The sequence below is a fragment of the Enterobacter cloacae complex sp. IR5422 genome (assembly GCF_049238165.1).
GTDB lineage: Bacteria > Pseudomonadota > Gammaproteobacteria > Enterobacterales > Enterobacteriaceae > Enterobacter > Enterobacter roggenkampii.
In genome coordinates this window covers 17,716-39,766 of the sequence record NZ_JBMKHT010000032.1, presented here as the reverse complement: position 1 = coordinate 39,766, position 22,051 = coordinate 17,716, and the positions used below count along the sequence as shown (strand labels likewise).

Below are 22,051 nucleotides of genomic sequence, written 5' to 3'. Positions count from 1 at the left end.
ATATGAATTCTCTGTTTGCCAGTACGGCCCGTGGGCTGGAAGAGCTGTTAAAAACTGAACTGGAAAGCCTGGGCGCACAAGAGTGTCAGGTGGTTCAGGGTGGTGTCCATTTTGAGGGCGACACGCGGCTTATTTACCAGAGCCTGATGTGGAGCCGCCTGGCGTCGCGCATCATGCTGCCGATGAAGGAGTGCAAGGTTTATAGCGACCTTGACCTCTACACCGGCGTACAGATGATCGACTGGACAGAGATCTTCACCCCGAATGCCACCTTTGCGGTGCATTTCAACGGCGTGAACGACGAGATCCGCAACAGCCAGTACGGTGCCCTGCGCGTAAAAGACGCCATTGTGGACTGCTTTACGCGTAAAAATAAGGAACGTCCGAACGTCGATCGTGAAAACCCGGATCTGCGTATTAACGTCTGGCTGAACGGCGACACGGCGAGTATCTCTCTCGATCTGAGCGGCGCGGGCCTGCACCTGCGCGGCTACCGCGATCGTACCGGCATGGCACCCATCAAAGAGACCCTGGCGGCCGCCATTGTGATGCGCTCCGGCTGGCAGCCGGGCACGCCGCTGCTCGACCCGATGTGCGGTTCCGGTACCCTGCTGATTGAAGCAGCCATGCTGGCCACCGACCGCGCGCCGGGGCTGCATCGCGGTCACTGGGGCTTCAAAGGCTGGGCGCAGCACGATGAAGCGCTCTGGAAAGAGGTCAAAGACGATGCGCAGACCCGCGCGCGTAAAGGCTTGGCGGAGTACACCTCCCACTTCTACGGCTCCGATAGCGACCCTCGCGTCATTGAGCGCGCGCGCAGCAACGCCCGCCGTGCCGGTATTGGCGAGCTGGTCACCTTCGAAGTAAAAGACGTGGCAAACCTGACCAACCCGCTGCCAAAAGGCCCGTACGGTACCGTGATCAGCAACCCGCCATACGGCGAACGTCTGGACAGCGAACCGGCGCTGATTGCCCTGCACAGCCTGCTTGGCCGCAACATGAAGGACCACTTCGGCGGCTGGAACCTGTCTCTGTTCAGCGCCTCGCCGGAACTGCTGAGCTGCCTGCAGCTGCGCGCCGACCGCCAGTTTAAGGCGAAAAACGGCCCGCTGGACTGCGTGCAGAAAAACTACCATCTGGCGGAGAAGGCGGCCGACAGCAAGCCGTCCGGCGTGGCGGAAGATTACGCTAACCGTCTGCGCAAGAACCTGAAGAAATTTGAGAAGTGGGCGAAGCAGGAGGGCATTGAATGCTACCGCCTGTATGATGCCGACCTGCCGGAGTACAACGTGGCGGTTGACCGCTACGCGGACTGGGTGGTGATTCAGGAATATGCGCCGCCGAAAACAATTGATGCGCAAAAAGCGCGTCAGCGCATGCTGGACGTTATTGCCGCCACCATCGCCGTGCTGGGTATTGCGCCAAACAAGCTGGTGCTGAAAACCCGTGAACGTCAGAAAGGCAAAAATCAGTACCAGAAGATGGGTGAGAAGGGTGACTTTATCGAAGTGGGCGAATATAACGCCCGCCTGTGGGTCAACCTGACCGACTATCTGGATACCGGCCTGTTCCTCGACCACCGTATCGCCCGCCGCATGCTGGGCCAGATGAGCAAGGGCAAGGACTTCCTGAATCTCTTCTCCTATACCGGCAGCGCCAGCGTGCATGCGGGTCTGGGCGGCGCGCGCAGCACCACCACGGTGGACATGTCCCGCACCTATCTGGAGTGGGCGGAGCGCAACCTGCGTCTTAACGGCTTAACCGGGCGTCAGCATCGCCTGATGCAGGCTGACGTGCTGGGCTGGCTGCGCGACACCGACGAGCAGTTCGACCTGATCTTTATCGATCCGCCGACCTTCTCCAACTCCAAGCGTATGGAAGATAGCTTTGACGTTCAACGCGATCACCTGCGCCTGATGACCGACCTGAAGCGCCTGCTGCGTAAAGGCGGCACCATTATGTTCTCGAACAACAAACGCGGCTTCCGTATGGATCATGACGGCTTAGCAGCCCTGGGACTGAAAGCACAAGAAATCAGCCAAAAAACGCTGTCTCAGGACTTTGCCCGTAACCGTCAAATCCATAACTGCTGGTTGATTACCGCGGTCTGAAAGGAAAAATAAATGTCTTTAATTAGTATGCACGGCGCGTGGCTCTCTTTCAGCGACTCACCGCTTCTCGACAATGCAGAATTGCACATCGAAGATAACGAGCGCGTCTGTCTGGTGGGCCGTAACGGCGCGGGTAAATCCACGCTGATGAAAATCCTTAACCGTGAACAGGGCCTGGATGACGGACGCATTGTTTACGAACAGGATCTGATTGTCTCCCGCCTGCAGCAGGATCCACCGCGTCACGTGACCGGCAGCGTGTACGATTTCGTGGCGGAAGGGATCTCCGAGCAGGCTGAATACCTGAAGCGCTATCACGAGATTTCGCATCTGGTGATGACCGATCCGAGCGACAAAAACCTCAACGAACTGGCAAAAGTGCAGGAGATGCTCGATCACCACGGTCTGTGGCAGCTTGAAAACCGCATTAATGAAGTGCTGGCGCAGCTCGGGCTGGAACCCGACATGGAGCTGTCGGCGCTCTCCGGCGGCTGGCTGCGTAAAGCCGCCCTGGGTCGTGCGCTGGTCAGCGGGCCGAAGGTGCTGCTGCTGGACGAACCGACGAATCACCTGGATATCGAAGCGATCGACTGGCTGGAAGGCTTCCTGAAAACCTTCAGCGGCACAATCATCTTTATCTCGCACGATCGTTCGTTTATTCGCAATATGGCGACGCGTATTGTCGATCTCGACCGCGGCAAGCTGGTGACCTATCCTGGCGATTACGACACCTATCTGCTGGAGAAAGAAGAAAACCTGCGCGTGGAAGAGTTGCAGAATGCGGAGTTTGACCGCAAGCTGGCGCAGGAAGAGGTCTGGATCCGCCAGGGCATCAAAGCCCGCCGTACCCGTAACGAAGGCCGCGTGCGCGCCCTGAAGGCGATGCGTCGCGAGCGCAGCGAACGCCGTGAAGTGATGGGCAGCGCCAAAATGCAGGTGGAAGAGGCGTCCCGTTCCGGCAAGATTGTCTTTGAAATGGAAAATGTTAACTATCAGGTTGACGGTAAAGTGCTGGTGAAAGACTTCTCGGCACAGGTTCAGCGCGGCGACAAAATCGCCCTGATTGGCCCGAACGGCTGCGGTAAAACCACGCTGCTGAAACTGATGCTCGGCCAGCTGCAGGCCGACAGCGGCCGCATTCACTGCGGGACCAAGCTGGAGGTCGCCTACTTCGACCAGCACCGCGCGGAGCTGGATCCGGACCGTACGGTGATGGACAACCTCGCCGAAGGCAAGCAGGAAGTGATGGTGAACGGCAAGCCGCGCCACGTGCTGGGCTACCTGCAGGACTTTCTGTTCCATCCGAAGCGCGCCATGACGCCGGTGCGCGCGCTGTCAGGCGGTGAGCGCAACCGTCTTCTGCTGGCGCGCCTGTTCCTGAAGCCAAGCAACCTGCTGATCCTCGATGAACCGACCAACGATCTGGATGTCGAAACGCTGGAACTGCTGGAAGAACTGATTGACGGTTATCAGGGTACCGTGATGCTGGTCAGCCACGATCGTCAGTTCGTTGACAACACCGTGACCGAGTGCTGGATCTTCGAAGGTGAAGGGCGAATTGGTCAATATGTCGGCGGTTATCACGATGCAAAAGGGCAGCAGGCACAGTCGCTGGCGACGAAGCAGTCAAAGTCCAAAATAAGTTCTGAACCTGCTGTAACAAAAGCAGAAACTGTCAAGAAAACCTCGGCTAAACTAAGCTATAACCTGCAGCGCGAACTGGAGGGGCTACCGCAGCGTCTTGAAGAGCTGGAGGCTGCGCTTGAGGATCTGCAAAAACAGGTTGCTGATGCGTCATTCTTTACCCAATCGCATGACTATACTCAGAAAGTATTGGCTGAAATGTCCGCGGCTGAAAAAGCCCTGGAAGACGCCTTTGAGCGCTGGGAGTACCTTGAGTCTCTGAAAAACGGCGCATAAACAGGGATAACATATGTGTGACCAGCACCATGCCGACAGGCATATTTTATGCTCGCAATGCGATATGCTCGTGGCGTTGCCAGAGCTTGGTCACGGACATAAAGCCCTGTGTCCACGCTGTGGCGCGACGTTGACAACCGAGTGGGACGCGCCGCGGCAGCGTCCCACTGCTTACGCGCTGGCAGCACTGTTCATGCTGCTGCTCTCTAATCTCTTCCCCTTCATCTATATGAAGGTGGGGGGGATCACCAGTCAGGTGGATCTGCTTGAAATCCCGGGCGTGATGTTCTCGGAAGATTACGCCAGCCTGGGGACCTTCTTTCTCCTGTTTGTCCAGATAGTCCCGGCTTTTTGCCTGGTCGTCATCCTTTTGCTGGTGAACCGCGTCAGGATGCCGGCACCGCTGAAAATCCGACTTGCGCGTATTCTGTTTCAGCTCAAAAGCTGGGGGATGGCCGAGATCTTTCTGGCGGGGATCCTGGTCAGTTTCGTGAAGCTGATGGCGTACGGCGACGTGGGGATTGGCAGCAGCTTTATTCCCTGGTGTCTGTACTGCGTCCTGCAGCTGCGCGCTTTCCAGTGCGTGGACAGACGCTGGGCGTGGGATGATATCGCCCCGGCACCGACGCTTGCGCAGACGGTGAAGGTCGGCGTGCCCGGCATTCGTCAGGGGCTGCGTTCCTGCCCGTGCTGCACCGCCGTGCTGCCCGCCGATCTCGACGTTTGTCCGCGCTGCGAAACAAAGGGGCACGTACGCCGTAAAAATAGCCTGCAGTGGACGATGGCGCTGCTGGTCACGTCCGTCATGCTGTATCTGCCAGCCAATATTCTGCCAATCATGATCACCGATTTGCTCGGCGACAAAATGCCCTCGACGATCCTGGCCGGGGTGATACTGCTCTGGGGCGAAGGTTCCTATCCGGTCGCTGGCGTCATCTTTATCGCCAGTATTATGGTGCCCACCTTAAAAATGATCGCCATCGCCTGGCTCTGTTGGGATGCGAAAGGTCATGGGAAACGCGACAGCGAACGCATGCACCTGATTTATGAAGTGGTCGAGTTTGTCGGACGCTGGTCAATGATTGACGTGTTTGTCATCGCCGTTCTCTCTGCGCTGGTGCGGATGGGCGGTTTGATGAGTATTTATCCTGCGATGGGGGCTTTAATGTTTGCACTGGTCGTGATCATGACCATGTTTGCGGCCATGACCTTCGACCCTCGTTTATCGTGGGATCGTGAGCCTGAATCAAGCCATGAGGAAGAGTAAGAGCATGGAAAATAAGAGTGGAGAGGCGAAAGTGCAGAAGGTCAAAAACTGGTCTCCGGTGTGGATTTTTCCCATCGTGACTGCGCTGATCGGTGCCTGGATCCTGTTTTATCATTACAGCCATCAGGGGCCGGAAGTGACGCTGATAACCACCAATGCCGAGGGGATTGAGGGCGGTAAAACGACCATCAAAAGCCGTAGCGTGGATGTGGGCGTGGTGGAAAGCGCAACCCTGACCGACGATTTAACCCATGTGGAGATTAAGGCGCGCCTGAATGCCGGCATGGAAAAACTGCTGCACGGCGATTCCGTTTTCTGGGTCGTTAAGCCGCAGGTGGGGCGTGAAGGGATCAGCGGCCTGGGGACGCTGCTCTCGGGTGCCTACATTGAGCTGCAGCCGGGCGCTAAGGGTAACCAGCCGGCCCAGTACCAGCTTCTGGATTCACCGCCGCTTGCACCGCCTGATGCCAAGGGCATCCGCGTGATCCTCGACAGCAAAAAAGCGGGTCAGCTCACGGCGGGCGACCCGGTTCTGTTCCGCGGCTACCGCGTCGGGTCGGTTGAGAAAAGCACGTTTGATCCACAGAAACGCGCGATCAGCTATCAGCTCTTCATTAATGCGCCAAACGATCGCCTGGTCACCAGCAACGTCCGCTTCTGGAAAGACAGCGGGATCGCGGTAGATCTGACTTCGGCAGGCATGCGCGTTGAAATGGGTTCGCTGACCACGCTGTTTGGTGGCGGCGTGAGCTTTGACGTGCCGGAGGGCCTGGATTTAGGGCAGCCGGTCGCAGAGAACACCGCTTTCCGTCTCTTTGACGATCAAAAAAGCATTCAGGATGCGCTCTATACCGATCACGTTGACTTCCTGATGTTCTTTAAAGACTCCGTTCGCGGCCTGCAGCCGGGGGCGCCTGTTGAGTTCCGCGGCATTCGTCTCGGTACGGTTGGGCAAGTGCCGTTCTTCGTTCCGGGCCTTCAGCAGGTGCTGGATGATGATTACCGCATTCCGGTACTGATCCGCATTGAACCAGAGCGTCTGCTTAATCAGATTGGTGAAAATCAGGATATCGCGACTCATATCACCCAGCTGATGGAACGCGGTCTGCGCGGGTCGCTGAAAACCGGCAACCTGGTCACCGGTGCGCTGTATGTGGATATGGACTTCTACCCGAAAGCACCGCCGATTACCGGTATCCGTGAATTCGGTGGCTACAAGATCATCCCAACGGTGAGCAGCGGTCTGGCGCAGATCCAGCAGCGTCTGATGGAGACGCTGGATAAGATCAACAATCTGCCACTGAATCCGATGATTGAAGCGGCAACAAACTCGCTGAGCGAAAGCCAGGCAACGATGCGCCGTCTGCAAACCACGCTGGATAACATCAACAAGATTACGGCGAGCCAGAGCATGCAGCAGCTGCCGCAGGACATGCAGAAAACGCTGCGTGAGCTGAACCGCAGTATGCAGGGCTTCCAGCCGGGATCAGCGGCCTATAACAAGATGGTGGCAGATATGCAGCGTCTTGATCAGGTCCTGCGTGAACTGCAGCCGGTGCTGAAAACGCTCAACGAGAAGAGCAATGCGCTGGTGTTCGAAGCGAAAGATAAAAAGGATCCTGAGCCGAAGAGGGCAAAAGAATGAAAAAATGGCTATTGATGGTTGGCGCTCTGCTGTTAACGGCATGCAGTTCAGGGGGAGATAATAAAAGCTATTATCAGCTGCCTGTGGCAACCCACAGCGGTGGGCAAAGCACGGCCAGTCAGGGAAACCGCCAGCTGTGGGTTGAGCAGGTCGCCGTGCCGGATTATCTGGCAGGAAACGGCGTGGTCTATCAGACCAGCGACGTGAAATACGTGATTGCAACCAACAACCTGTGGGCCAGCCCGCTGGATCAGCAGCTGCGCAACACGCTGGTGGCCAATCTGGGCAGCCAGCTTCCGGGGTGGGTAGTCGCATCGCAGCCGCTGGGTAACGATCAGGATACGCTGAACGTCACCGTAACGGGCTTCCACGGCCGTTATGACGGTGCGGTGGTCATCAGCGGGGAGTGGTTGCTGAACCATCAGGGGCAGCTGATTAAGCGTCCTTTCCATCTGGAGCTAAAGCAGCAGAAAGATGGCTATGACGAAATGGTGAAAGTCCTGGCTCAGGGATGGGCGCAGGAGTCGGCCAGTATCGCGAGAGAGATTTCCCGGCTGCCATAAGTAAAATTCATCATCAGAAACCGCAATCGGTCTGTCGCTGATTGCGGTTTTTTTTCGTTTTCAACTCAGGTTGTTACTTGTGCCACGTCACAATTTTTGTACAAATGAACTTCCAGCTAGCTCACAAATATGACACCCGTATGAATTTTGAACATTGACGATGCGACTAATTCGGGGTATTCGTTATCTGTGCCTGTGCAGATAGTGCAGACACTGTTTTCTTTCCACCAGACAAAAGAATGAGGGAAACGAGGCATGAAGAGACAGAAACGAGATCGCCTGGAACGGGCTCATCAACGTGGTTATCAGGCCGGCATCGCTGGACGTTCTAAAGAAATGTGTCCTTATCAGACGATAAATCAAAGGTCACAATGGCTTGGAGGCTGGCGAGAAGCCATCGGCGACAGGGCACTCATAGCCTGATAACGTCTCTTTCAAAAAAGAAACCTCCGCAATGCGGAGGTTTCGCCTTTCTGGAGGTGCGAAAGCACGATCAGAACGCGGACGTGTCCTGGAACAGGCCAACCTTCAGGTCGCTTGCGCTATAGATCAGACGACCGTCTACCAGCACTTCGCCATCTGCCAGGCCCATAATCAGGCGGCGGTTAACGATGCGCTTGAAGTGAATACGATAGGTCACTTTCTTCGCCGTAGGCAGAACCTGGCCGGTGAATTTTACTTCGCCCACGCCCAGCGCGCGGCCTTTACCTTCACCACCCAGCCAGCCCAGATAGAAGCCAACCAGCTGCCACATGGCATCCAGACCCAGACAGCCAGGCATTACCGGATCGCCAATAAAGTGGCAGCCGAAGAACCACAGGTCCGGGTTGATATCGAGTTCTGCTTCTACGTAACCCTTATCGAAGTTGCCGCCGGTTTCGGTCATTTTCACGACACGGTCCATCATCAGCATGTTCGGGGCCGGTAACTGTGGGCCTTTCGCGCCAAACAGTTCACCGCGACCAGAGGCAAGAAGATCTTCTTTTGTATAGGATTCGCGTTTATCTACCATGTTCTCAGTAAGCCTTATTTTAGTGAAGGACGCAGGATAGCTAACACGTGTACGCTGAACAAGTCCGATCAGTTCGAACTAAACCAGCCCAGCCAGCGTAACGGCCATGGATAACGGTGACGAGCATCCTGCTGTGTTGCCTGAGCAATGCGCTCCTGGATAGTCTGCATCAGGGTGGTTTGCCCTTCGCCATCCCATACCAGGTTTGTCAGTAAGGGTAGTGCATCCTCAATCCCTTCGATGGCCCAGATAGCGAACTGCTCTTGTTCAACCGCATCCAGAATCTCCTGGCTGAGGCTTAAATGGCGTGCGTTGGGAGCCGGAATAATCACACCCTGTTTGCCGTTTAAACCGCGCTGCTGACAGATAGAGAAGAAGCCTTCAATTTTTTCGTTGAGGCCACCCACAGGCTGCGCACGACCGAATTGATCCACCGAACCGGTGATCGCGATGTTCTGATTGATGGGCACTTCCGCCAGAGCGCTGATTAAGGCGCACAGTTCAGCCATAGAGGCGCTATCGCCATCCACTTCGCTGTAGGACTGCTCAAACGTCAGCGAGGCGGAGAAGGGGATCTGCTGCTCAAGCTGCAGTTCAGACATCAAAAACGCCTGCATGATCATCATGCCTTTGGCGTGAATGTTTCCGCCCAGCTCGGCTTTGCGTTCGATGTCGGTAAACTCGCCGTCTCCAATATGCACAACGCAGCTAATACGGGACGGCTCCCCGAACGCGCGGGGATGGCCAGGGAATTCAATCACCGACAGGGCGTTGATCTGTCCGACGCGTTCGCCTTCGGTTTCCACCAGAATTTGTTCCAGCAGAATTTCATCCTGCATACGGTCAGCAAGATAGCCTTCCCGCCACTCACGCTGAGCCAGCATCTGGGTGAGCTGCTCCCCGGTGAACGCACCGCTACCGCTCACCACGCCCACTTCACGCAGCTGTTTGCCGATCCAGAGCGGGCAGAGTGGCAGCGTTTCCTGGTCACCGGTATAACGCACCGCTTCGCGGATCAGGCCTGGCCATGCGTCAGCCGCAGGCGTTGGCAGTGCAAAACGTTCAGCAACGGCCATCACCCACTGGCACCACTGCGCCATATCGTCGGCATCGGCAATCTGGATATTGTCTTCGTATTCGCTATACACCGCCTGTTCAGCCAGTTCAGGCTCCATTTCCTGGAAGTCTGCCAGCGATTCACGGTCGCCCGTCAGCACGACGGTTAATGACAGCGGCATAGACGGAACCGAGACAGGCAGAGGACGAGACTCATCGTAGCCGACCCAGTCGAAACGCTGCTGATGCACGATGGTTTTCAGACGCATCCACAGAAGCGGCTGCGAGAGCAGGGTACGCAGCGAGATGATCAGGACACCGCCATTTGCGCGATGTACCAGCCCAGGCTGCAGAGAAAGCTCGCCGTTAAACTGGCGCAGACAACCAAAGAGTTGTTCAGCCTCGACCCAGTTCGCGGTAATCACCTCGCCCTTAGCGGCAAAAAGGCCGTCGGCCTGCGCCGCCGGTTCGAAAGTAACATCATGTCCAGCGATACGATACTGGCCGCCAAAAACGGCGTTCGCTTCCGGCTTTAGCTGACGCACGGCATCCCCGAACAACGTCAGGTATTCCGCTTCTTCCGGGGCTTTGAGCAGCATGAAAGGCGCAGTTGCCCAGGGGCTTAATACCTGCTCCAGCGCGTAATGCAAACGGGGCTGCGTATCGCTAAGGATGAATTCGTGTTCTTTTGCGAGATCTGGCTGTGCAAACAGTTCCTGATAACTTTCGGTATCCGGAACAAGGTCACGCCATGCAAGTTTCGTAATGGTCAAAGTTGATGTTTTTTAGTCAGATGTAAAAGCGTGGAGTATACCGTAAGCGGGGGGCTGTACCCAAGCAGGATTGGGGATTTCGACAGGGTGATTGGCTGCATTCACTCACAGGATATGATTTCTTTTCAGCAGATTGCTAAAAAACTGATATTCTGAACAGAGTTACGTGGTAACACTGAGATCGCAATGAAATATCAACAACTGGAAAATCTCGAAAGCGGCTGGAAATGGAAGTACCTGGTCAAAAAGCACCGTGAAGGGGAGCTGATCACCTGCTACATCGAAGCCAGCGCTGCGCAAGAAGCCGTGGATATTTTGCTGACCCTCGAAAACGAACCGGTACAGGTCAACGGCTGGATTGAGAAACACATTAATCCTGCGTTGTTAAACCGGATGAAGCAAACTATCCGCGCGCGACGCAAACGGCATTTTAATGCTGAGCACCAGCACACTCGCAAAAAATCAATCGACCTGGAATTTGTTGTCTGGCAGCGCCTGGCCGGGCTGGCACAACGACGGGGTAAAACGCTGTCGGAAACCATCGTGCAGTTGATTGAGGATGCAGAACATAAAGAGAAGTACGCCAACCAGATGTCGACACTGAAGAATGACCTTCAGGCGCTGTTGGGCAAAAAGTAGTTTTTTTACTTTTCTTCAGACAATAAAAAACCCCGCATTGCGGGGTTTTTTTATAAGACGATAACTTATGCCGCTGGCTGAGTTACAACGTCTTTGATGCCTTTAACTTCGATCTCTACGCGACGATCTGGAGCCAGGCAGTCGATCAGTGCAGCGCGAGCTTTCACGTTGTCACAGGTGTTGCCAGTAACTGGGTTAGATTCGCCCATACCACGTGGGGAGATCTTGTTAGCTGGGATACCTTTAGAGATCAGGTAATCAACAACAGACTGAGCACGTTTCTCAGACAGTTTCTGGTTGTAAGCGTCAGAACCGATACGGTCGGTGAAGCCCAGAACCACTACAGAACCGTCTTTAGGATCCAGGTTGCTCAGCTGGGTGTACAGCTGATCCAGTGCCTGCTGGCCTTCTGGTTTCAGAGTCGCTTTGTTGAAGTTGAACAGAACGTCAGACTTCAGAGTGAAGTGCTTGGTCTGTACTTCTGGAGCTGGAGCCGGCGCTGGAGCAACAACTGGTGCTGCTTCTTCCTGCTGGCCGAAACGGTAGGAAACACCTACGCTCAGCATGCCGTTGTCTGGACGAACACCAACGGTGTTGCCGTCGCCGATGTTGTTAACCCACTGGTATTCCAGACGGGTAGCGATGTCACGGGTCATAGCCCACTCAACGCCACCAGCGAATACTGGGGAAACACCGGTGTCATGGTCGTCGCCAGCGATGCTGTTGCTGGAGTCAGCGCGCCATACCATGCCGCCCAGACGGGTGTACACGTCCAGATCGTCAGTTACTGGGTAACCCAGTTTAGCGGTCAGCTGAACGCCCTGTGCTTTGAAAGCGCCGTTTACGGTGTCGCCTTTGTATGGCATACGACCTAACCAGTCGTAACCCATTTCAAAACCAACATACGGGTTAACCTGATAGCCACCGAACGCACCTGCACCAAGCTGGCTCTCGTGAGTTGGGCCATCATTGTTCAGGCTGCTGTTGTACCAGCCGGTGTCGTGGAACTGAGACCAGCCCAGTTTACCACCTGCATACCAGGTATTATCTTTCGGAGCGGCCTGCGCTACGGTAGCGAAGCCAGCCAGTGCCACTGCAATCGCGATAGCTGTCTTTTTCATTTTTTGCGCCTCGTTATCATCCAAAATTCGCCATGAAAGTCTCAAGAGAGAATCACGGTTAAATCCTTCACCGGGGGGCGTGGTCAAATATAAATCTACCGATATCTTCGGCTTAGGCCGAGCACCCCTGGCGATGTAAAGTCTACAACGTAGCTGAAAACTTACAAGTGTGAAGTCCGTCAGGCATATGAAAAAAAAAGTTCCGTATACCGATTATTTAACATTTTTTGAACGAATTTTGTGCAATAAAATTAAGGAGAACCGCACCAGACAAGCCTTGCCGCAATTTTAAGGCCGGGAACTAAAATCCCATCTTGCGGTCAAAAAAAATTCCAGGAAAAATCTTAATTTCACTCAATGATACAAATTTGAGTGAATTTTTAGCCCAGAAAGTTGTCCTCTGCGGTAAGAATCCGATCGAACCGGACGCATAATGAACCCGATCGCATTCCCTTCTTCAGCGGCTTCAGTCAGTCGGAAATGTTCCTCTTCCGTCAATTCTTCCGGTAACCAGCCAATCACCACGCTGTAATTTCCTGTGCGTAACGCGCGGATCATCGACTCAACGGTATCGCAAGGCGAAAGTTGATTAATCTGCATGACCTTGGTCAGCGGAAGGCCTGCGGATTGAACCCACTCGCGACTCAGCTTTTGCTGAGGCGTGAGCCAAAGCTGCCAGCGCGATTGCTGACCGAGCTGTTGTAATAATGGCAGTAAAAGAAGTTGCGTTAACAAGGGCTGGTCTTCACGATAAACCACTTCACTGATAAGCCCTGTGGAAACACGCTCGACGGAATTCTGCGCGACATTACCTGCGGCAGAAGAGAGAGAGGTTGCGCGATTTGCATAGCCTGAAGTGTGCATATTCATTCCAGCCCTGTAGTTACTGTATGGATATACAGTAACCCCTGTATGCCCAAAGATCAACCTCATTTTCGGAAAGCGACTCGCAAAATTCATTCAATCTTGATGCCCCTCGAAAAATCATCTTGCTCAACGACGATAAGTTGCCTATTTTCCTGCTAACGGATCCGCTAGTAAGAAATTTCGTTGTTAGCCTATGATTTTGAAGGGAAATATCATGAAAAAGATATCTTATGAACGGATTTATAAATCCCAGGAATACCTCTCTCCGTTGGGCGAGATTCATCATCGCGCGCTGTTTGGCGGTTACACCCTGGCAGTGGATGATGCGGTCTTTGCCATGGTGTCCGATGGCGAACTTTACCTTCGCGCGTGTGAAGAGAGTGCAAAATACTGTGTAAAAAATGCTTCCTCCTTCTTGACGTTGATGAAGCGAGGCCGCCCGGTGCTGCTCAACTATTATCGTGTGGATGACGGATTATGGCAGGACAGGGAGCGGTTGCTTCAGCTCTCCTCGTTTGCACTCAGTGCGGCAAGGAAAGAGCGCTACCAGCGTCATCAACGAACCCGTCTTAAGGATCTGCCGAACCTGACCTTTCAGCTTGAAGTCTTGCTCTATGAAGCTGGTATCACCAATGAAGAAACGCTGCGGGCGCTGGGCGCCAGAGCGAGCTGGCTGAAGATGCGGGCAAAGAATAAAGCACTCAGTATAAAAGTGCTCTTTGCGCTGGAAGGGGCTATCGAAGGGCTGCATGAGGCGGCACTCCCGGCAGGTATCCGCCGGGAGCTGACGGAGTGGTTTAATGCGCTGCCTGAGCCGCAGGAGAGTCGTTCCTCCAGGTAGCGATGTGCTGTTGCAGCCGGCAAATTTCAGGCAGCAGAGCGATAAGCAGGCCTATCTGCTGAAGAACCAGCGGCGCTTTGCTGTCGTTTCCCGGGTCAAGATGCGCAATGCGTTGAGCCAGTTCATCCAGAGCCTGTCGAACGCGCGGTTCATCGGCCGGGCGGTGATGAAGCGCATCATCGACATAGCAGACGGCGTCATCGAGGAGGTTGAGAACCGCCGGGTTAGTGAGCTTCTCGCGGTGGGCCCCCAGCGTCGAAATATAGCTGGTAAAGGTATGGTTCAGGCAGAGCAGGCGGAACGCTGTCTCACGAATCTCGGCCGTGGCGCCCGGCTCCGTTGACATGTTAGAGACAACGGAGGCCAGTTCAGCATCACTGTTGTGCGCGTCGCGACGTGCTATCCGGTAAGCCAGACGGTTATCGCGGCCCTGGTGGTACTGCTCCAGAATTGCGTCAAGGTAACGACAGTTGGCATTCATCGCCCTGTCTACCACGCGCGGCAAATTGCGAAAACGCCAGTCCGGCCAGATAAAGCTGACCGCGGCCCAGGCAATCGCGCAGCCAATCAGCGTATCAATCACGCGGGGCAGGGCGACTTCAAACCCTTCACCCAGCAGATTAAAGCAGAGCAGCACCAGCAGCGTGATGAACATGGTGGCATGGGCGTACTGCACGTTGCGAAACGCAAAGAACAGCACGCCGGTGATCACGATCAGAATCAGCTGACCTTCGACGGAAGGCACGAAATAAAGCACCGGCAGGCCGATTGCGACCCCGACCAGCGTGCCGATAATGCGCAGCGCAAGACGGTGTCGGGTGGCGTTATAGTTCGGCTGGCAGACGAACAGGCTGGTCAGCAGGATCCAGTAGCCATGATGCAGCCCGGTTATCTGGATAAAGGCATAACCCACGCACAGCACCAGCGACATTCTCACCGCGTGGCGGAAGAGAGCCGACTCCGGGGTAAAGTTGCGGCTCAGGCGTAGCCACATATCGCTAAAACTGTGCACGCTGTCATCAGCAAGCTGATTGTCGACCTCACTGCCCGGAAGCGCCATCGCCTGCTCGGATTCGATGGTCGCCAGCTGTGCGTCAATTGCCCGCAGGTTGTTCAGCAGAAAGCCCAGCGCTTTAATGTGTTCCGGTGACGTTCCGCTGGCCTGAACGCGGTCGAGCGCCGCGTCAAGATGGCTGAAGACGCGTTCAAAACGTGGGTCATGCTGATAAGGCGTGCGCAGCAGAATGGAGCGCGAGAGCTGCTGGCACGCCTGGGACTGCATGGACAGCAGGCGCTGGAAGCGGAACATCACGTCGCTATAGCGGAACTTCTCTCGCAGGGCGGCATACTGGACGTGCGAGGAGCTGGCGCGTTCATGAATGTCCTGGGCGGCAAAATAGTAGTGTAAGGTTCTTCGCGTTCCGCGCTGACCGCGATCGCCGCGCAGACGGGTCAGCAGAGAGGCTTTTGTCTGGTTAAGGGTGGCGACCAGTTGACCATTTGCCAGCGCCAGATCGTAGAGCGGCGCCTGGCTTTCTTCCTCGATATCCGGGTCGAACAGCCGGGATTTCAGTTCCAGATAGTGGGCTAGCTGCTCAAAGCTGCGGGCAAGGTTGTCCTGCAGAGGACGAACAGGGAAGATCAGATGACCGGTTAAGGTCAGCAGGTTATACCAGATGGCGCCGAGCAGCAGCAGAACCGGCTGCTGGTACCACTGGTCGTAGAGGGATGCGCCCAGCATGGTATAGATGGCGATCAGCAGGGCGCCAAACGCGATAGTGGCATAGCGCTGCCCGAGGCCGCCCAGCAAAATAAACCCGCTGGTTGAGAGCGTCAGACCCAGGGCAAACAGCCAGGGCCAGGGGAAAAGTAACTCAACGGACGCTGACGCAATAAAAAAGCAGACGAGCGTGATGACCAGGTTGCGTAAACGCCCGGCCAGACGATCGTCCAGGTCCGCCAGCGCCCCGGCCACGACGCCCAGCGTGAGCGGGATGGTGAGCTTGACGTCATTCAGCCACCAGGGCAGGGCAACCGTGCCGCAAAGTGCGATAAATATCCTGACGTTATAAAGCCAGGTGCTGTTCCAGGTATAACGGCGAAGCAGTGGGCTTAGCATAAACGCGGCCAGTCCTTAGTTACTGAAAACGACGACGCGCATTGGCTTCACGCGCCGCCTGGGCCACTTCGACCGGAACAACCCTGCGCCCGACGGGCCAAAGAGCGATAGCGGCGATCTTAAAGTTCGCGATCCCCACCGGAATACCAATAATCGTGATGCACTGCGCAATACCCGCAAAAATATGCATGATGCAGAGCCACCAGCCGAAGAAAATCAGCCACAGAATGTTAAGCAGGGTACCCCCCGTATTCATCAGGGCGTTTTTGCTCTCCGGATTCAGCTCGTCAACGTGGATGGCTTCATTTCCGTAGGGGACGAAGGAGAGTTTTGTGATTTCCCAGCAGGAGCGAGTCAGGGGGAGCGTGAAAATCAGGACGATGCTCACCAGCGTGGCAAAAAGCCAGGAAAGGGTGGTGGCAAAACCGCCCAGCACAAAATTCAACACATTCAGAACGGTACGCATAAACCCTCACTTCCTTTCGATAAAATTAACGCCCAATGATTGTAACGTTTTTTTAGGCTGGAGCACCTTAAAACTGGCAGTTACACTGTCAGGTAAATTATCTCTTCGTGGATTTGGCGGAACATGGAACTGAAAGCAACGTCGTTAGGTAAACGTCTGGCGCAACACCCTTACGACCGGGTGGTTCTCCTTAATGCCGGGGTAAAAGTCTCTGGAGAACGCCACGAATACCTTATTCCGTTTAATCAGCTTCTGGCTATCCACTGCAAACGCGGGCTGGTGTGGGGCGAACTCGAGTTCGTACTGCCTGACGATAAAGTCGTGCGTCTTCACGGCACCGAGTGGGCAGAAACCCAGCGTTTCCATCATCACCTGAACGCGCTCTGGCAGCAGTGGAGTCAGGATATGAGCGTGATTGCCGCCGGAGTGCTTCAAAAGGTGTTGGACGATATCGCGCAAAGCAACGCGCAGCATTCGTGGCTCACCCGTCAGCAGACCGCCGGGTTGCAGCAAAAGATCCGGCAGGCGCTCTCGGCGCTGCCGTTATCCGTGGCTCGTCTTGAGGAGTTTGACAATTGTCGCGACGCCTGGCGCCAGTGCCAGGCCTGGCTGAATGATAAGGATAAAAGCCGACTCGCCCATAATCAGGCCTGGACGGACGCCATGCTCACCCAATACGCCGACTTTTTCAGTACGGTGGAGTCTTCTCCGCTTAATCCGGCTCAGGCGCGCGCGGTGGTCAACGGCGAGCAGTCGCTGCTGGTGCTGGCGGGGGCCGGTAGCGGTAAAACGTCGGTGCTGGTTGCGCGTGCCGGCTGGCTGCTGACGACCGGGGAAGCGGTCGCCGATCAAATTCTGCTTCTGGCCTTTGGCCGCAAGGCGGCCCAGGAGATGGACGAACGGATCCAGGAACGTCTGCATACCCGGGATATCACGGCCAGAACCTTCCATGCCCTTGCCCTGCATATTATTCAGCAGGGCAGTAAAAAAGTGCCTGCTATCAGTAAGCTGGAAAACGACGCGCAGGCGCGCCTGGCGCTGTTTATCAAAACGTGGCGCCAGCAGTGCAGTGAGAAAAAGGCGCAGGCGAAAGGGTGGCGCCAGTGGCTCGAGGAGGAGCTCAACTGGGACGTGCCGGAGGGCAGCTTCTGGCAGGATGACAAACTGGCGCGTCGGCTGGGTTCACGGCTTGACCGCTGGGTCAGCCTGATGCGAATGCACGGCGGAACGCAGGCAGAGATGATTGAAAGCGCGCCGGAGGCGATCCGCGATCTGTTTTCGAAGCGGGTCAAGCTGATGGCGCCGCTGCTGAAGGCCTGGAAAACCGCGCTGAAAGCGGAAAATGCCGTCGATTTTTCCGGCCTAATCCACCAGGCCATCATCATTCTGGAGAAGGGGCGCTTTGTCAGCCCGTGGAAACATATTCTGGTGGATGAGTTCCAGGACATCTCTCCGCAGCGCGCAGCCCTGCTTTCGGCGCTACGGGCGCAAAATAAGCATACTTCGCTGTTTGCGGTGGGTGACGACTGGCAGGCCATCTATCGCTTCAGCGGGGCGCAGCTTTCGCTGACGACCGCATTCCATCACTATTTTGGCGAAGGCGATCGCAGCGATCTGGACACCACCTACCGCTTCAATTCACGAATTGGTGAAATCGCCAACCGCTTTATCCAGCAGAACCCGCATCAGCTGGCAAAGCCGCTCAATAGCCTGCGGGCAGGGGATAAAAAAGCTGTGACCCTGCTGGCGGAAGACCAGCTGGAACCGCTGCTGGACAAGCTCAGCGGCTACGCGAAGCCTGATGAACGTATCCTGGTGCTGGCGCGATACCATCACCTCAAACCCGAGGCGCTGGAAAAGGCGGCCACCCGCTGGCCGAAGCTGCAGCTTGAATTTATGACGATTCACGCCAGCAAAGGGCAGCAGGCCGACTATGTGATTGTCTTGGGGCTGAAAGAGGGGAGCGACGGTTTCCCGGCCCCGGCCCGCGAGTCGGTCATGGAGCAGGCCCTGCTGCCGGTGCCGGAAGACTTTCCGGATGCCGAAGAGCGGCGTTTGCTGTATGTGGCGATGACCCGCGCGCGCCATCGCGTGTGGCTGCTGTTCAATAAAGAGGATCCATCCGTGTTTGTCGATATTTTGAAGAGTATTGATGTGCCGGTGGCGCGGAAGCCATAACGACGAAGGGTAAGGATGGGTAGGCCGGGTAAGGCGTAGCCGCCACCCGGCAAAAAAAGCTACTTCAATCTCTCTGAAAGATAACGCTGATAGTCCGGAATAAGGATATCTACCGGCGAGTTAAACTGCGGCGATTCGATGATGAAATCCGCCGTCGAGAGGTTTGTCGCCACCGGAATATTCCACACCGTCGCCAGGCGCAGCAGGGCCTTGACGTCCGGGTCGTGCGGAACCGCGTTTAGCGGGTCCCAGAAGAAGATCAGCACATCAATCTTCCCTTCGGAAATCTGTGCGCCGACCTGCTGATCGCCGCCCATCGGGCCGCTCAGCATGGCGTTTACCTCCAGACCCGTTTCGCGCTGGATCAGGTTACCGGTGGTGCCGGTCGCCGACAGGGCGTGCTTTTCCAGCAAAGACTGATGGCGGCGAACCCAGTTAAGCAGCATTTGTTTACAGTGATCGTGCGCTACCAGAGCAATGTGTTTGCGTTCCGGGAGCGTGCGTGTTGTCAGTTCCATAATCATATCCATCAGGTTAACTGCCTACACGATGACGGGAACCGTCTGACGCTGCAAGAGAAAGGCGTAAAAAATGTGGCTTATGATGAAGGTTGTTGTTTTGCCCACTGTAAAAACCGGGCCCGCGTGTCGGCATCGGCCTGCTGGAACCAGAATTTAAGGCGCTGTTCCGTCAGGGCCTGGGACTGGGGAGGAATGACGTCCAGTTCAGAGACGCCGGAAAGCAGCGTACTGTCGTCAGCCATCATGGTGGCAAACTGAGGAAGCGACGCGCGTTTACCGGCTTTGTTATAGGTCTGCGTCGCGGCCTCGTAGTCCGGACCTTTCGGTGAAGTCGTCAGCGCCAGAATATCCAGCTTCGCCGGAATCGGCATCGCATCCCCGTCCAGCAGTTCAATGCGGGGAGACGCGTCGAAGGCCGCTGACTCCTTCTCCGTTTCAAGGCGTGGCAGGGTAATATTCACCTGACTGATTTGTCGGGTATTAAAGCTGACAATCAGCTGCGGAGAGATGTACATCCGTTGCTCGTGATTGGCCAGACCGATCGATTTTTCTACGCGGAATACCAGCTGATGCGGTCCGTTATCCAGCTCGATACTGTCCGCACCGCGTAATAACGAACTGGAGACCTTTTTTCCGTCCAGTACCAGGAGATCAATATCGGTAGAGAGCCGGAGCGTGGTCGCAAAAACGCAGACCGGCATCACTAATGCAATCAGAGCAGTGGCAATACCGGTTTTCATAGAAGGCTCCCGTCAGAAATCCTGTCGCCGCATTAATGTATCTAAATTTTTCGATAATCACGTTTACTAACATATAGACATATTTGGCCGTTTTGCCCTCATGCATCGGTATGGGATGGATGGTTGAGATGTGCGGTTTGGCGTACACTTTTAAAAAAGCCAGGAGAAAAACCATGAAAGAGAACGATATTGCCGAGATTCTGACATCCACGCGTACCATTGCGCTGGTGGGCGCGAGCGATAAACCCGATCGTCCCAGCTATCGGGTGATGAAATACCTTCTCGATCAGGGCTATCACGTCATCCCGGTCTCGCCAAAAGTGGCGGGGAAAACCTTACTGGGCCAGCAGGGTTATGCCACGCTCGCTGACGTGCCGGAAAAAATTGATATGGTCGATGTCTTCCGTAATTCCGAGGCGGCGTGGGAAGTGGCGCAGGACGCTATCGCCGTCGGGGCGAAAACGCTGTGGATGCAGCTGGGCGTGATTAACGAGCAGGCTGCCGTGCTGGCGCGGGATGCGGGGCTGAACGTCGTCATGGATCGCTGTCCGGCGATCGACATCCCCCGTCTGGGGCTGGCGAAGTAATAAAAAAAAGCCCGTTCATCGGGCTTTTTTTACACGCTTAGTTCCGCAGGCGCGGAGCCTGTAACTGTTTGCGGATAGTCTGAGCAAGTTCATCCATAGTGGGTTGCTCCGGATGCTCTTCCTGCAGCTCGCTGCTTAGCTGCGCTTCGGCAAGGTAGGTGTGGACGGGTTGCCCGTCGTCACCTTCCATCACCACATGGTACCAGGGTGCAGCGCGAAGCTCTGCGTTCACCGCCAGCTCGTCTGCTGACGGCTCATCAAGGGAATACTCCGGGTCGATATCCACGACCACACCCAAATACCCGAGCAAAGTGTGGCGGACCTGCTGGCCGATACCGAATTTGCTGGCAATCATAGTCACCTCCCGGGAAATACGACTTACACGTTATGTGCGGGCAATATTTCTCTTTTCAAGTTACATGACGCGACAGGCAAACCCTTTCAGATACAGTCCTTCCGGGTAGGTAGCAATCACGGGGTGATCGGCTGCCTGACGGAACTGCTCTATAAATTGTACATCACGGCCAGCATCTATTGCGGCATCAGCGATGATTTTCTGAAATAAATCTGTGGTCATCAGGCCGGAGCAGGAGAAGGTGAGCAAAACCCCGCCCGGGTTCAGCAACTGGATAGCCAGCATGTTGATATCTTTATATCCGCGGCAGGCGCCCATCAGCTGGCTTTTGTTCTCCACAAACTTTGGCGGATCCATCACGATGACGTCGAACTTCTCGCCCTGGTCGCGGTATTTACGCAGCAGCTTGAAGACGTCGTCGCGTATAAATTCGGCTTTGCTCAAGTCCAGTTTGTTCAGCTCGACGTTCTGTTTTGCCACGTCCAGCGCTTCCTGCGAGGTATCCACGCTAACCACCTGGGCACAGCCGCCCATCAGCGCCGAAACGGCAAACCCACCGGTGTAGGAGAAGCAGTTGAGCACGCGTTTGTCGGCAACGTACTGACGCGTCGCGAGGCGGCTGTCGCGCTGGTCAAGGTAGTAACCCGTTTTGTGCCCGCCCTGAATATCCACCAGCAGCTTCATGCCGTGCTCTTCAATTGGCAGCAGGGCAGGCGGCAGTTCACCCGTGACCGGCCCCTGAGTCAGCTCCATGCCTTCTTTTTTGCGCACCGCCACATCGCTGCGGTCATAAATGGCGCACTGCGGGAACAGCGTTTGCAGGGCGCTAATCAGCGCAGCGCGCTGGTATTCCGCCCCGGCGCTCAGGAGCTGCAGCACCAGGAAGTTACCGAAGCGATCGATGGTCACGCCCGGCAGGCCGTCAGACTCACCGGCAATCAGGCGGTAGCTGTCCAGCCCGTCGCGTTTAGCCAGCCAGTCGCGCCACTGCTGCGCCTGCTGCAGACGGCGGACGAAGAAGTCGATGTCGATGGTTTCGTCTTTATCGAATGTCCAGACGCGCGCGCGGATCTGGGAGGCTGGCGAGTAGGCGCCTCGCGCTAACCATTTCCCCTGGTGGTCCACGATATCAATGGTTTCACCGAGGCTGGCTTTGCCTTCCATACGGGCAACCGCGCCGGAAAAGACCCAGGGATGACGGCGCAGTAATGATTTCTCGCGCCCTTTGGCTAACACTAAACGTACACTCATAGTTTGCTGTTCTGTCGAT

20 protein-coding genes are annotated in these 22,051 nt (G+C 55.6%); 10 read left to right on the top strand and 10 right to left on the bottom strand.

Annotation, left to right across the window (positions count from 1 at the left end; translation table 11 throughout):
• Window positions 1-2 precede the first annotated feature (2 nt).
• From rlmKL to rmf, 6 genes are all read left to right on the top strand, one after another.
• Window positions 3-2,111, top strand: a complete 2,109-nt coding sequence (gene rlmKL / locus ACOTXT_RS15645) for a bifunctional 23S rRNA (guanine(2069)-N(7))-methyltransferase RlmK/23S rRNA (guanine(2445)-N(2))-methyltransferase RlmL (protein ID WP_008499936.1) — start codon at window positions 3-5, stop codon at window positions 2,109-2,111.
• A gap of 12 nt (window positions 2,112-2,123) precedes the next feature.
• Window positions 2,124-4,031, top strand: a complete 1,908-nt coding sequence (locus ACOTXT_RS15640; RefSeq protein ID WP_008499935.1) for an ABC transporter ATP-binding protein — start codon at window positions 2,124-2,126, stop codon at window positions 4,029-4,031.
• 13 nt (window positions 4,032-4,044) lie between these two features.
• The gene (gene pqiA, locus ACOTXT_RS15635; RefSeq protein WP_008499934.1) at window positions 4,045-5,298 is read left to right on the top strand and encodes a membrane integrity-associated transporter subunit PqiA; all 1,254 of its coding nucleotides are present in this window, start codon (window positions 4,045-4,047) and stop codon (window positions 5,296-5,298) included.
• A gap of 4 nt (window positions 5,299-5,302) precedes the next feature.
• On the top strand, window positions 5,303-6,943 hold the full coding sequence (gene pqiB / locus ACOTXT_RS15630) for an intermembrane transport protein PqiB (protein ID WP_008499933.1): 1,641 nt from the start codon (window positions 5,303-5,305) through the stop codon (window positions 6,941-6,943).
• Window positions 6,940-7,506 (top strand): membrane integrity-associated transporter subunit PqiC, encoded by a 567-nt coding sequence (pqiC, locus tag ACOTXT_RS15625; protein WP_008499932.1) that lies wholly within the window; start codon window positions 6,940-6,942, stop codon window positions 7,504-7,506. Before pqiB ends, pqiC begins: the two co-directional genes overlap by 4 nt.
• A gap of 255 nt (window positions 7,507-7,761) precedes the next feature.
• Window positions 7,762-7,929, top strand: coding sequence for a ribosome modulation factor (gene rmf, locus ACOTXT_RS15620; RefSeq protein WP_013097261.1), 168 nt, complete (start codon window positions 7,762-7,764; stop codon window positions 7,927-7,929).
• A 70-nt stretch (window positions 7,930-7,999) separates the two neighbouring features.
• Here the strand turns inward: rmf and fabA are convergent, their stop codons facing one another.
• Complete coding sequence (gene fabA / locus ACOTXT_RS15615) at window positions 8,000-8,518, bottom strand: 3-hydroxyacyl-[acyl-carrier-protein] dehydratase FabA (RefSeq protein WP_008499931.1); 519 nt, start codon at window positions 8,516-8,518, stop codon at window positions 8,000-8,002.
• A gap of 68 nt (window positions 8,519-8,586) precedes the next feature.
• Complete coding sequence (locus ACOTXT_RS15610) at window positions 8,587-10,347, bottom strand: AAA family ATPase (RefSeq protein WP_023343697.1); 1,761 nt, start codon at window positions 10,345-10,347, stop codon at window positions 8,587-8,589.
• A 186-nt stretch (window positions 10,348-10,533) separates the two neighbouring features.
• Here ACOTXT_RS15610 and matP point away from each other — a divergent pair, with 186 nt between their 5' ends.
• Window positions 10,534-10,986, top strand: a complete 453-nt coding sequence (gene matP / locus ACOTXT_RS15605; RefSeq protein WP_008499929.1) for a macrodomain Ter protein MatP — start codon at window positions 10,534-10,536, stop codon at window positions 10,984-10,986.
• Between the two features lie 65 nt (window positions 10,987-11,051).
• Here the strand turns inward: matP and ompA are convergent, their stop codons facing one another.
• Together ompA and sulA are read right to left on the bottom strand one after the other, a co-directional pair.
• Entirely contained in the window at window positions 11,052-12,107 is a 1,056-nt protein-coding gene (gene ompA, locus ACOTXT_RS15600; protein ID WP_008499928.1) for a porin OmpA, read from the bottom strand.
• A gap of 354 nt (window positions 12,108-12,461) precedes the next feature.
• Window positions 12,462-12,971 (bottom strand): SOS-induced cell division inhibitor SulA, encoded by a 510-nt coding sequence (sulA, locus tag ACOTXT_RS15595; RefSeq protein ID WP_023618859.1) that lies wholly within the window; start codon window positions 12,969-12,971, stop codon window positions 12,462-12,464.
• A 217-nt stretch (window positions 12,972-13,188) separates the two neighbouring features.
• Here sulA and ACOTXT_RS15590 point away from each other — a divergent pair, with 217 nt between their 5' ends.
• Window positions 13,189-13,815 carry a TfoX/Sxy family DNA transformation protein gene (locus tag ACOTXT_RS15590; protein WP_048962070.1) on the top strand — a complete coding sequence of 209 codons (627 nt, stop codon included), beginning with the start codon at window positions 13,189-13,191 and terminating at the stop codon, window positions 13,813-13,815.
• On the opposite strand, the gene yccS is transcribed toward ACOTXT_RS15590, so the two are convergent.
• Together yccS and ACOTXT_RS15580 are read right to left on the bottom strand one after the other, a co-directional pair.
• A complete protein-coding gene (gene yccS / locus ACOTXT_RS15585; RefSeq protein ID WP_023292863.1) occupies window positions 13,772-15,934 on the bottom strand; it encodes a YccS family putative transporter in 2,163 nt (720 codons plus the stop codon). The two genes, ACOTXT_RS15590 and yccS, sit on opposite strands and share 44 nt — an antisense overlap.
• Before the next feature lie 19 nt (window positions 15,935-15,953).
• A complete protein-coding gene (locus ACOTXT_RS15580; protein WP_008499924.1) occupies window positions 15,954-16,400 on the bottom strand; it encodes a YccF domain-containing protein in 447 nt (148 codons plus the stop codon).
• A gap of 123 nt (window positions 16,401-16,523) precedes the next feature.
• Between ACOTXT_RS15580 and helD the strand changes: the two genes are divergently transcribed.
• The gene (gene helD, locus ACOTXT_RS15575) at window positions 16,524-18,578 is read left to right on the top strand and encodes a DNA helicase IV (protein WP_333164619.1); all 2,055 of its coding nucleotides are present in this window, start codon (window positions 16,524-16,526) and stop codon (window positions 18,576-18,578) included.
• A gap of 59 nt (window positions 18,579-18,637) precedes the next feature.
• Here the strand turns inward: helD and mgsA are convergent, their stop codons facing one another.
• Complete coding sequence (gene mgsA / locus ACOTXT_RS15570; RefSeq protein ID WP_008499922.1) at window positions 18,638-19,096, bottom strand: methylglyoxal synthase; 459 nt, start codon at window positions 19,094-19,096, stop codon at window positions 18,638-18,640.
• 80 nt (window positions 19,097-19,176) lie between these two features.
• On the bottom strand, window positions 19,177-19,839 hold the full coding sequence (gene csgI / locus ACOTXT_RS15565) for a curli synthesis inhibitor (protein WP_333164622.1): 663 nt from the start codon (window positions 19,837-19,839) through the stop codon (window positions 19,177-19,179).
• A gap of 173 nt (window positions 19,840-20,012) precedes the next feature.
• Between csgI and ACOTXT_RS15560 the strand changes: the two genes are divergently transcribed.
• Window positions 20,013-20,426: a CoA-binding protein gene (locus ACOTXT_RS15560; protein WP_008499920.1), complete on the top strand. Its 414-nt coding sequence runs from the start codon at window positions 20,013-20,015 to the stop codon at window positions 20,424-20,426.
• 37 nt (window positions 20,427-20,463) lie between these two features.
• Here ACOTXT_RS15560 and hspQ read toward each other — a convergent pair whose 3' ends face one another.
• Window positions 20,464-20,781: a heat shock protein HspQ gene (hspQ, locus tag ACOTXT_RS15555; RefSeq protein WP_008499919.1), complete on the bottom strand. Its 318-nt coding sequence runs from the start codon at window positions 20,779-20,781 to the stop codon at window positions 20,464-20,466.
• 60 nt (window positions 20,782-20,841) lie between these two features.
• Window positions 20,842-22,032 (bottom strand): 23S rRNA (cytosine(1962)-C(5))-methyltransferase RlmI, encoded by a 1,191-nt coding sequence (gene rlmI / locus ACOTXT_RS15550; RefSeq protein ID WP_021240853.1) that lies wholly within the window; start codon window positions 22,030-22,032, stop codon window positions 20,842-20,844.
• Window positions 22,033-22,051: the final 19 nt, after the last annotated feature.

Bases quoted from the DNA above. Each gene is read 5' to 3' on its own strand.
- rmf (WP_013097261.1), top strand. From the start codon at position 7,762: ATGAAGAGACAGAAACGAGATCGCCTGGAACGGGCTCATCAACGTGGT.
- ACOTXT_RS15580 (WP_008499924.1), bottom strand. From the start codon at position 16,400: ATGCGTACCGTTCTGAATGTGTTGAATTTTGTGCTGGGCGGTTTTGCC.
- ACOTXT_RS15560 (WP_008499920.1), top strand. From the start codon at position 20,013: ATGAAAGAGAACGATATTGCCGAGATTCTGACATCCACGCGTACCATT.
- sulA (WP_023618859.1), bottom strand. From the start codon at position 12,971: ATGCACACTTCAGGCTATGCAAATCGCGCAACCTCTCTCTCTTCTGCC.
- yccS (WP_023292863.1), bottom strand. From the start codon at position 15,934: ATGCTAAGCCCACTGCTTCGCCGTTATACCTGGAACAGCACCTGGCTT.
- rlmI (WP_021240853.1), bottom strand. From the start codon at position 22,032: ATGAGTGTACGTTTAGTGTTAGCCAAAGGGCGCGAGAAATCATTACTG.
- matP (WP_008499929.1), top strand. From the start codon at position 10,534: ATGAAATATCAACAACTGGAAAATCTCGAAAGCGGCTGGAAATGGAAG.
- csgI (WP_333164622.1), bottom strand. From the start codon at position 19,839: ATGAAAACCGGTATTGCCACTGCTCTGATTGCATTAGTGATGCCGGTC.
- fabA (WP_008499931.1), bottom strand. From the start codon at position 8,518: ATGGTAGATAAACGCGAATCCTATACAAAAGAAGATCTTCTTGCCTCT.
- pqiA (WP_008499934.1), top strand. From the start codon at position 4,045: ATGTGTGACCAGCACCATGCCGACAGGCATATTTTATGCTCGCAATGC.
- mgsA (WP_008499922.1), bottom strand. From the start codon at position 19,096: ATGGAACTGACAACACGCACGCTCCCGGAACGCAAACACATTGCTCTG.
- hspQ (WP_008499919.1), bottom strand. From the start codon at position 20,781: ATGATTGCCAGCAAATTCGGTATCGGCCAGCAGGTCCGCCACACTTTG.
- rlmKL (WP_008499936.1), top strand. From the start codon at position 3: ATGAATTCTCTGTTTGCCAGTACGGCCCGTGGGCTGGAAGAGCTGTTA.
- helD (WP_333164619.1), top strand. From the start codon at position 16,524: ATGGAACTGAAAGCAACGTCGTTAGGTAAACGTCTGGCGCAACACCCT.
- ACOTXT_RS15590 (WP_048962070.1), top strand. From the start codon at position 13,189: ATGAAAAAGATATCTTATGAACGGATTTATAAATCCCAGGAATACCTC.
- ACOTXT_RS15640 (WP_008499935.1), top strand. From the start codon at position 2,124: ATGTCTTTAATTAGTATGCACGGCGCGTGGCTCTCTTTCAGCGACTCA.
- pqiC (WP_008499932.1), top strand. From the start codon at position 6,940: ATGAAAAAATGGCTATTGATGGTTGGCGCTCTGCTGTTAACGGCATGC.
- pqiB (WP_008499933.1), top strand. From the start codon at position 5,303: ATGGAAAATAAGAGTGGAGAGGCGAAAGTGCAGAAGGTCAAAAACTGG.
- ompA (WP_008499928.1), bottom strand. From the start codon at position 12,107: ATGAAAAAGACAGCTATCGCGATTGCAGTGGCACTGGCTGGCTTCGCT.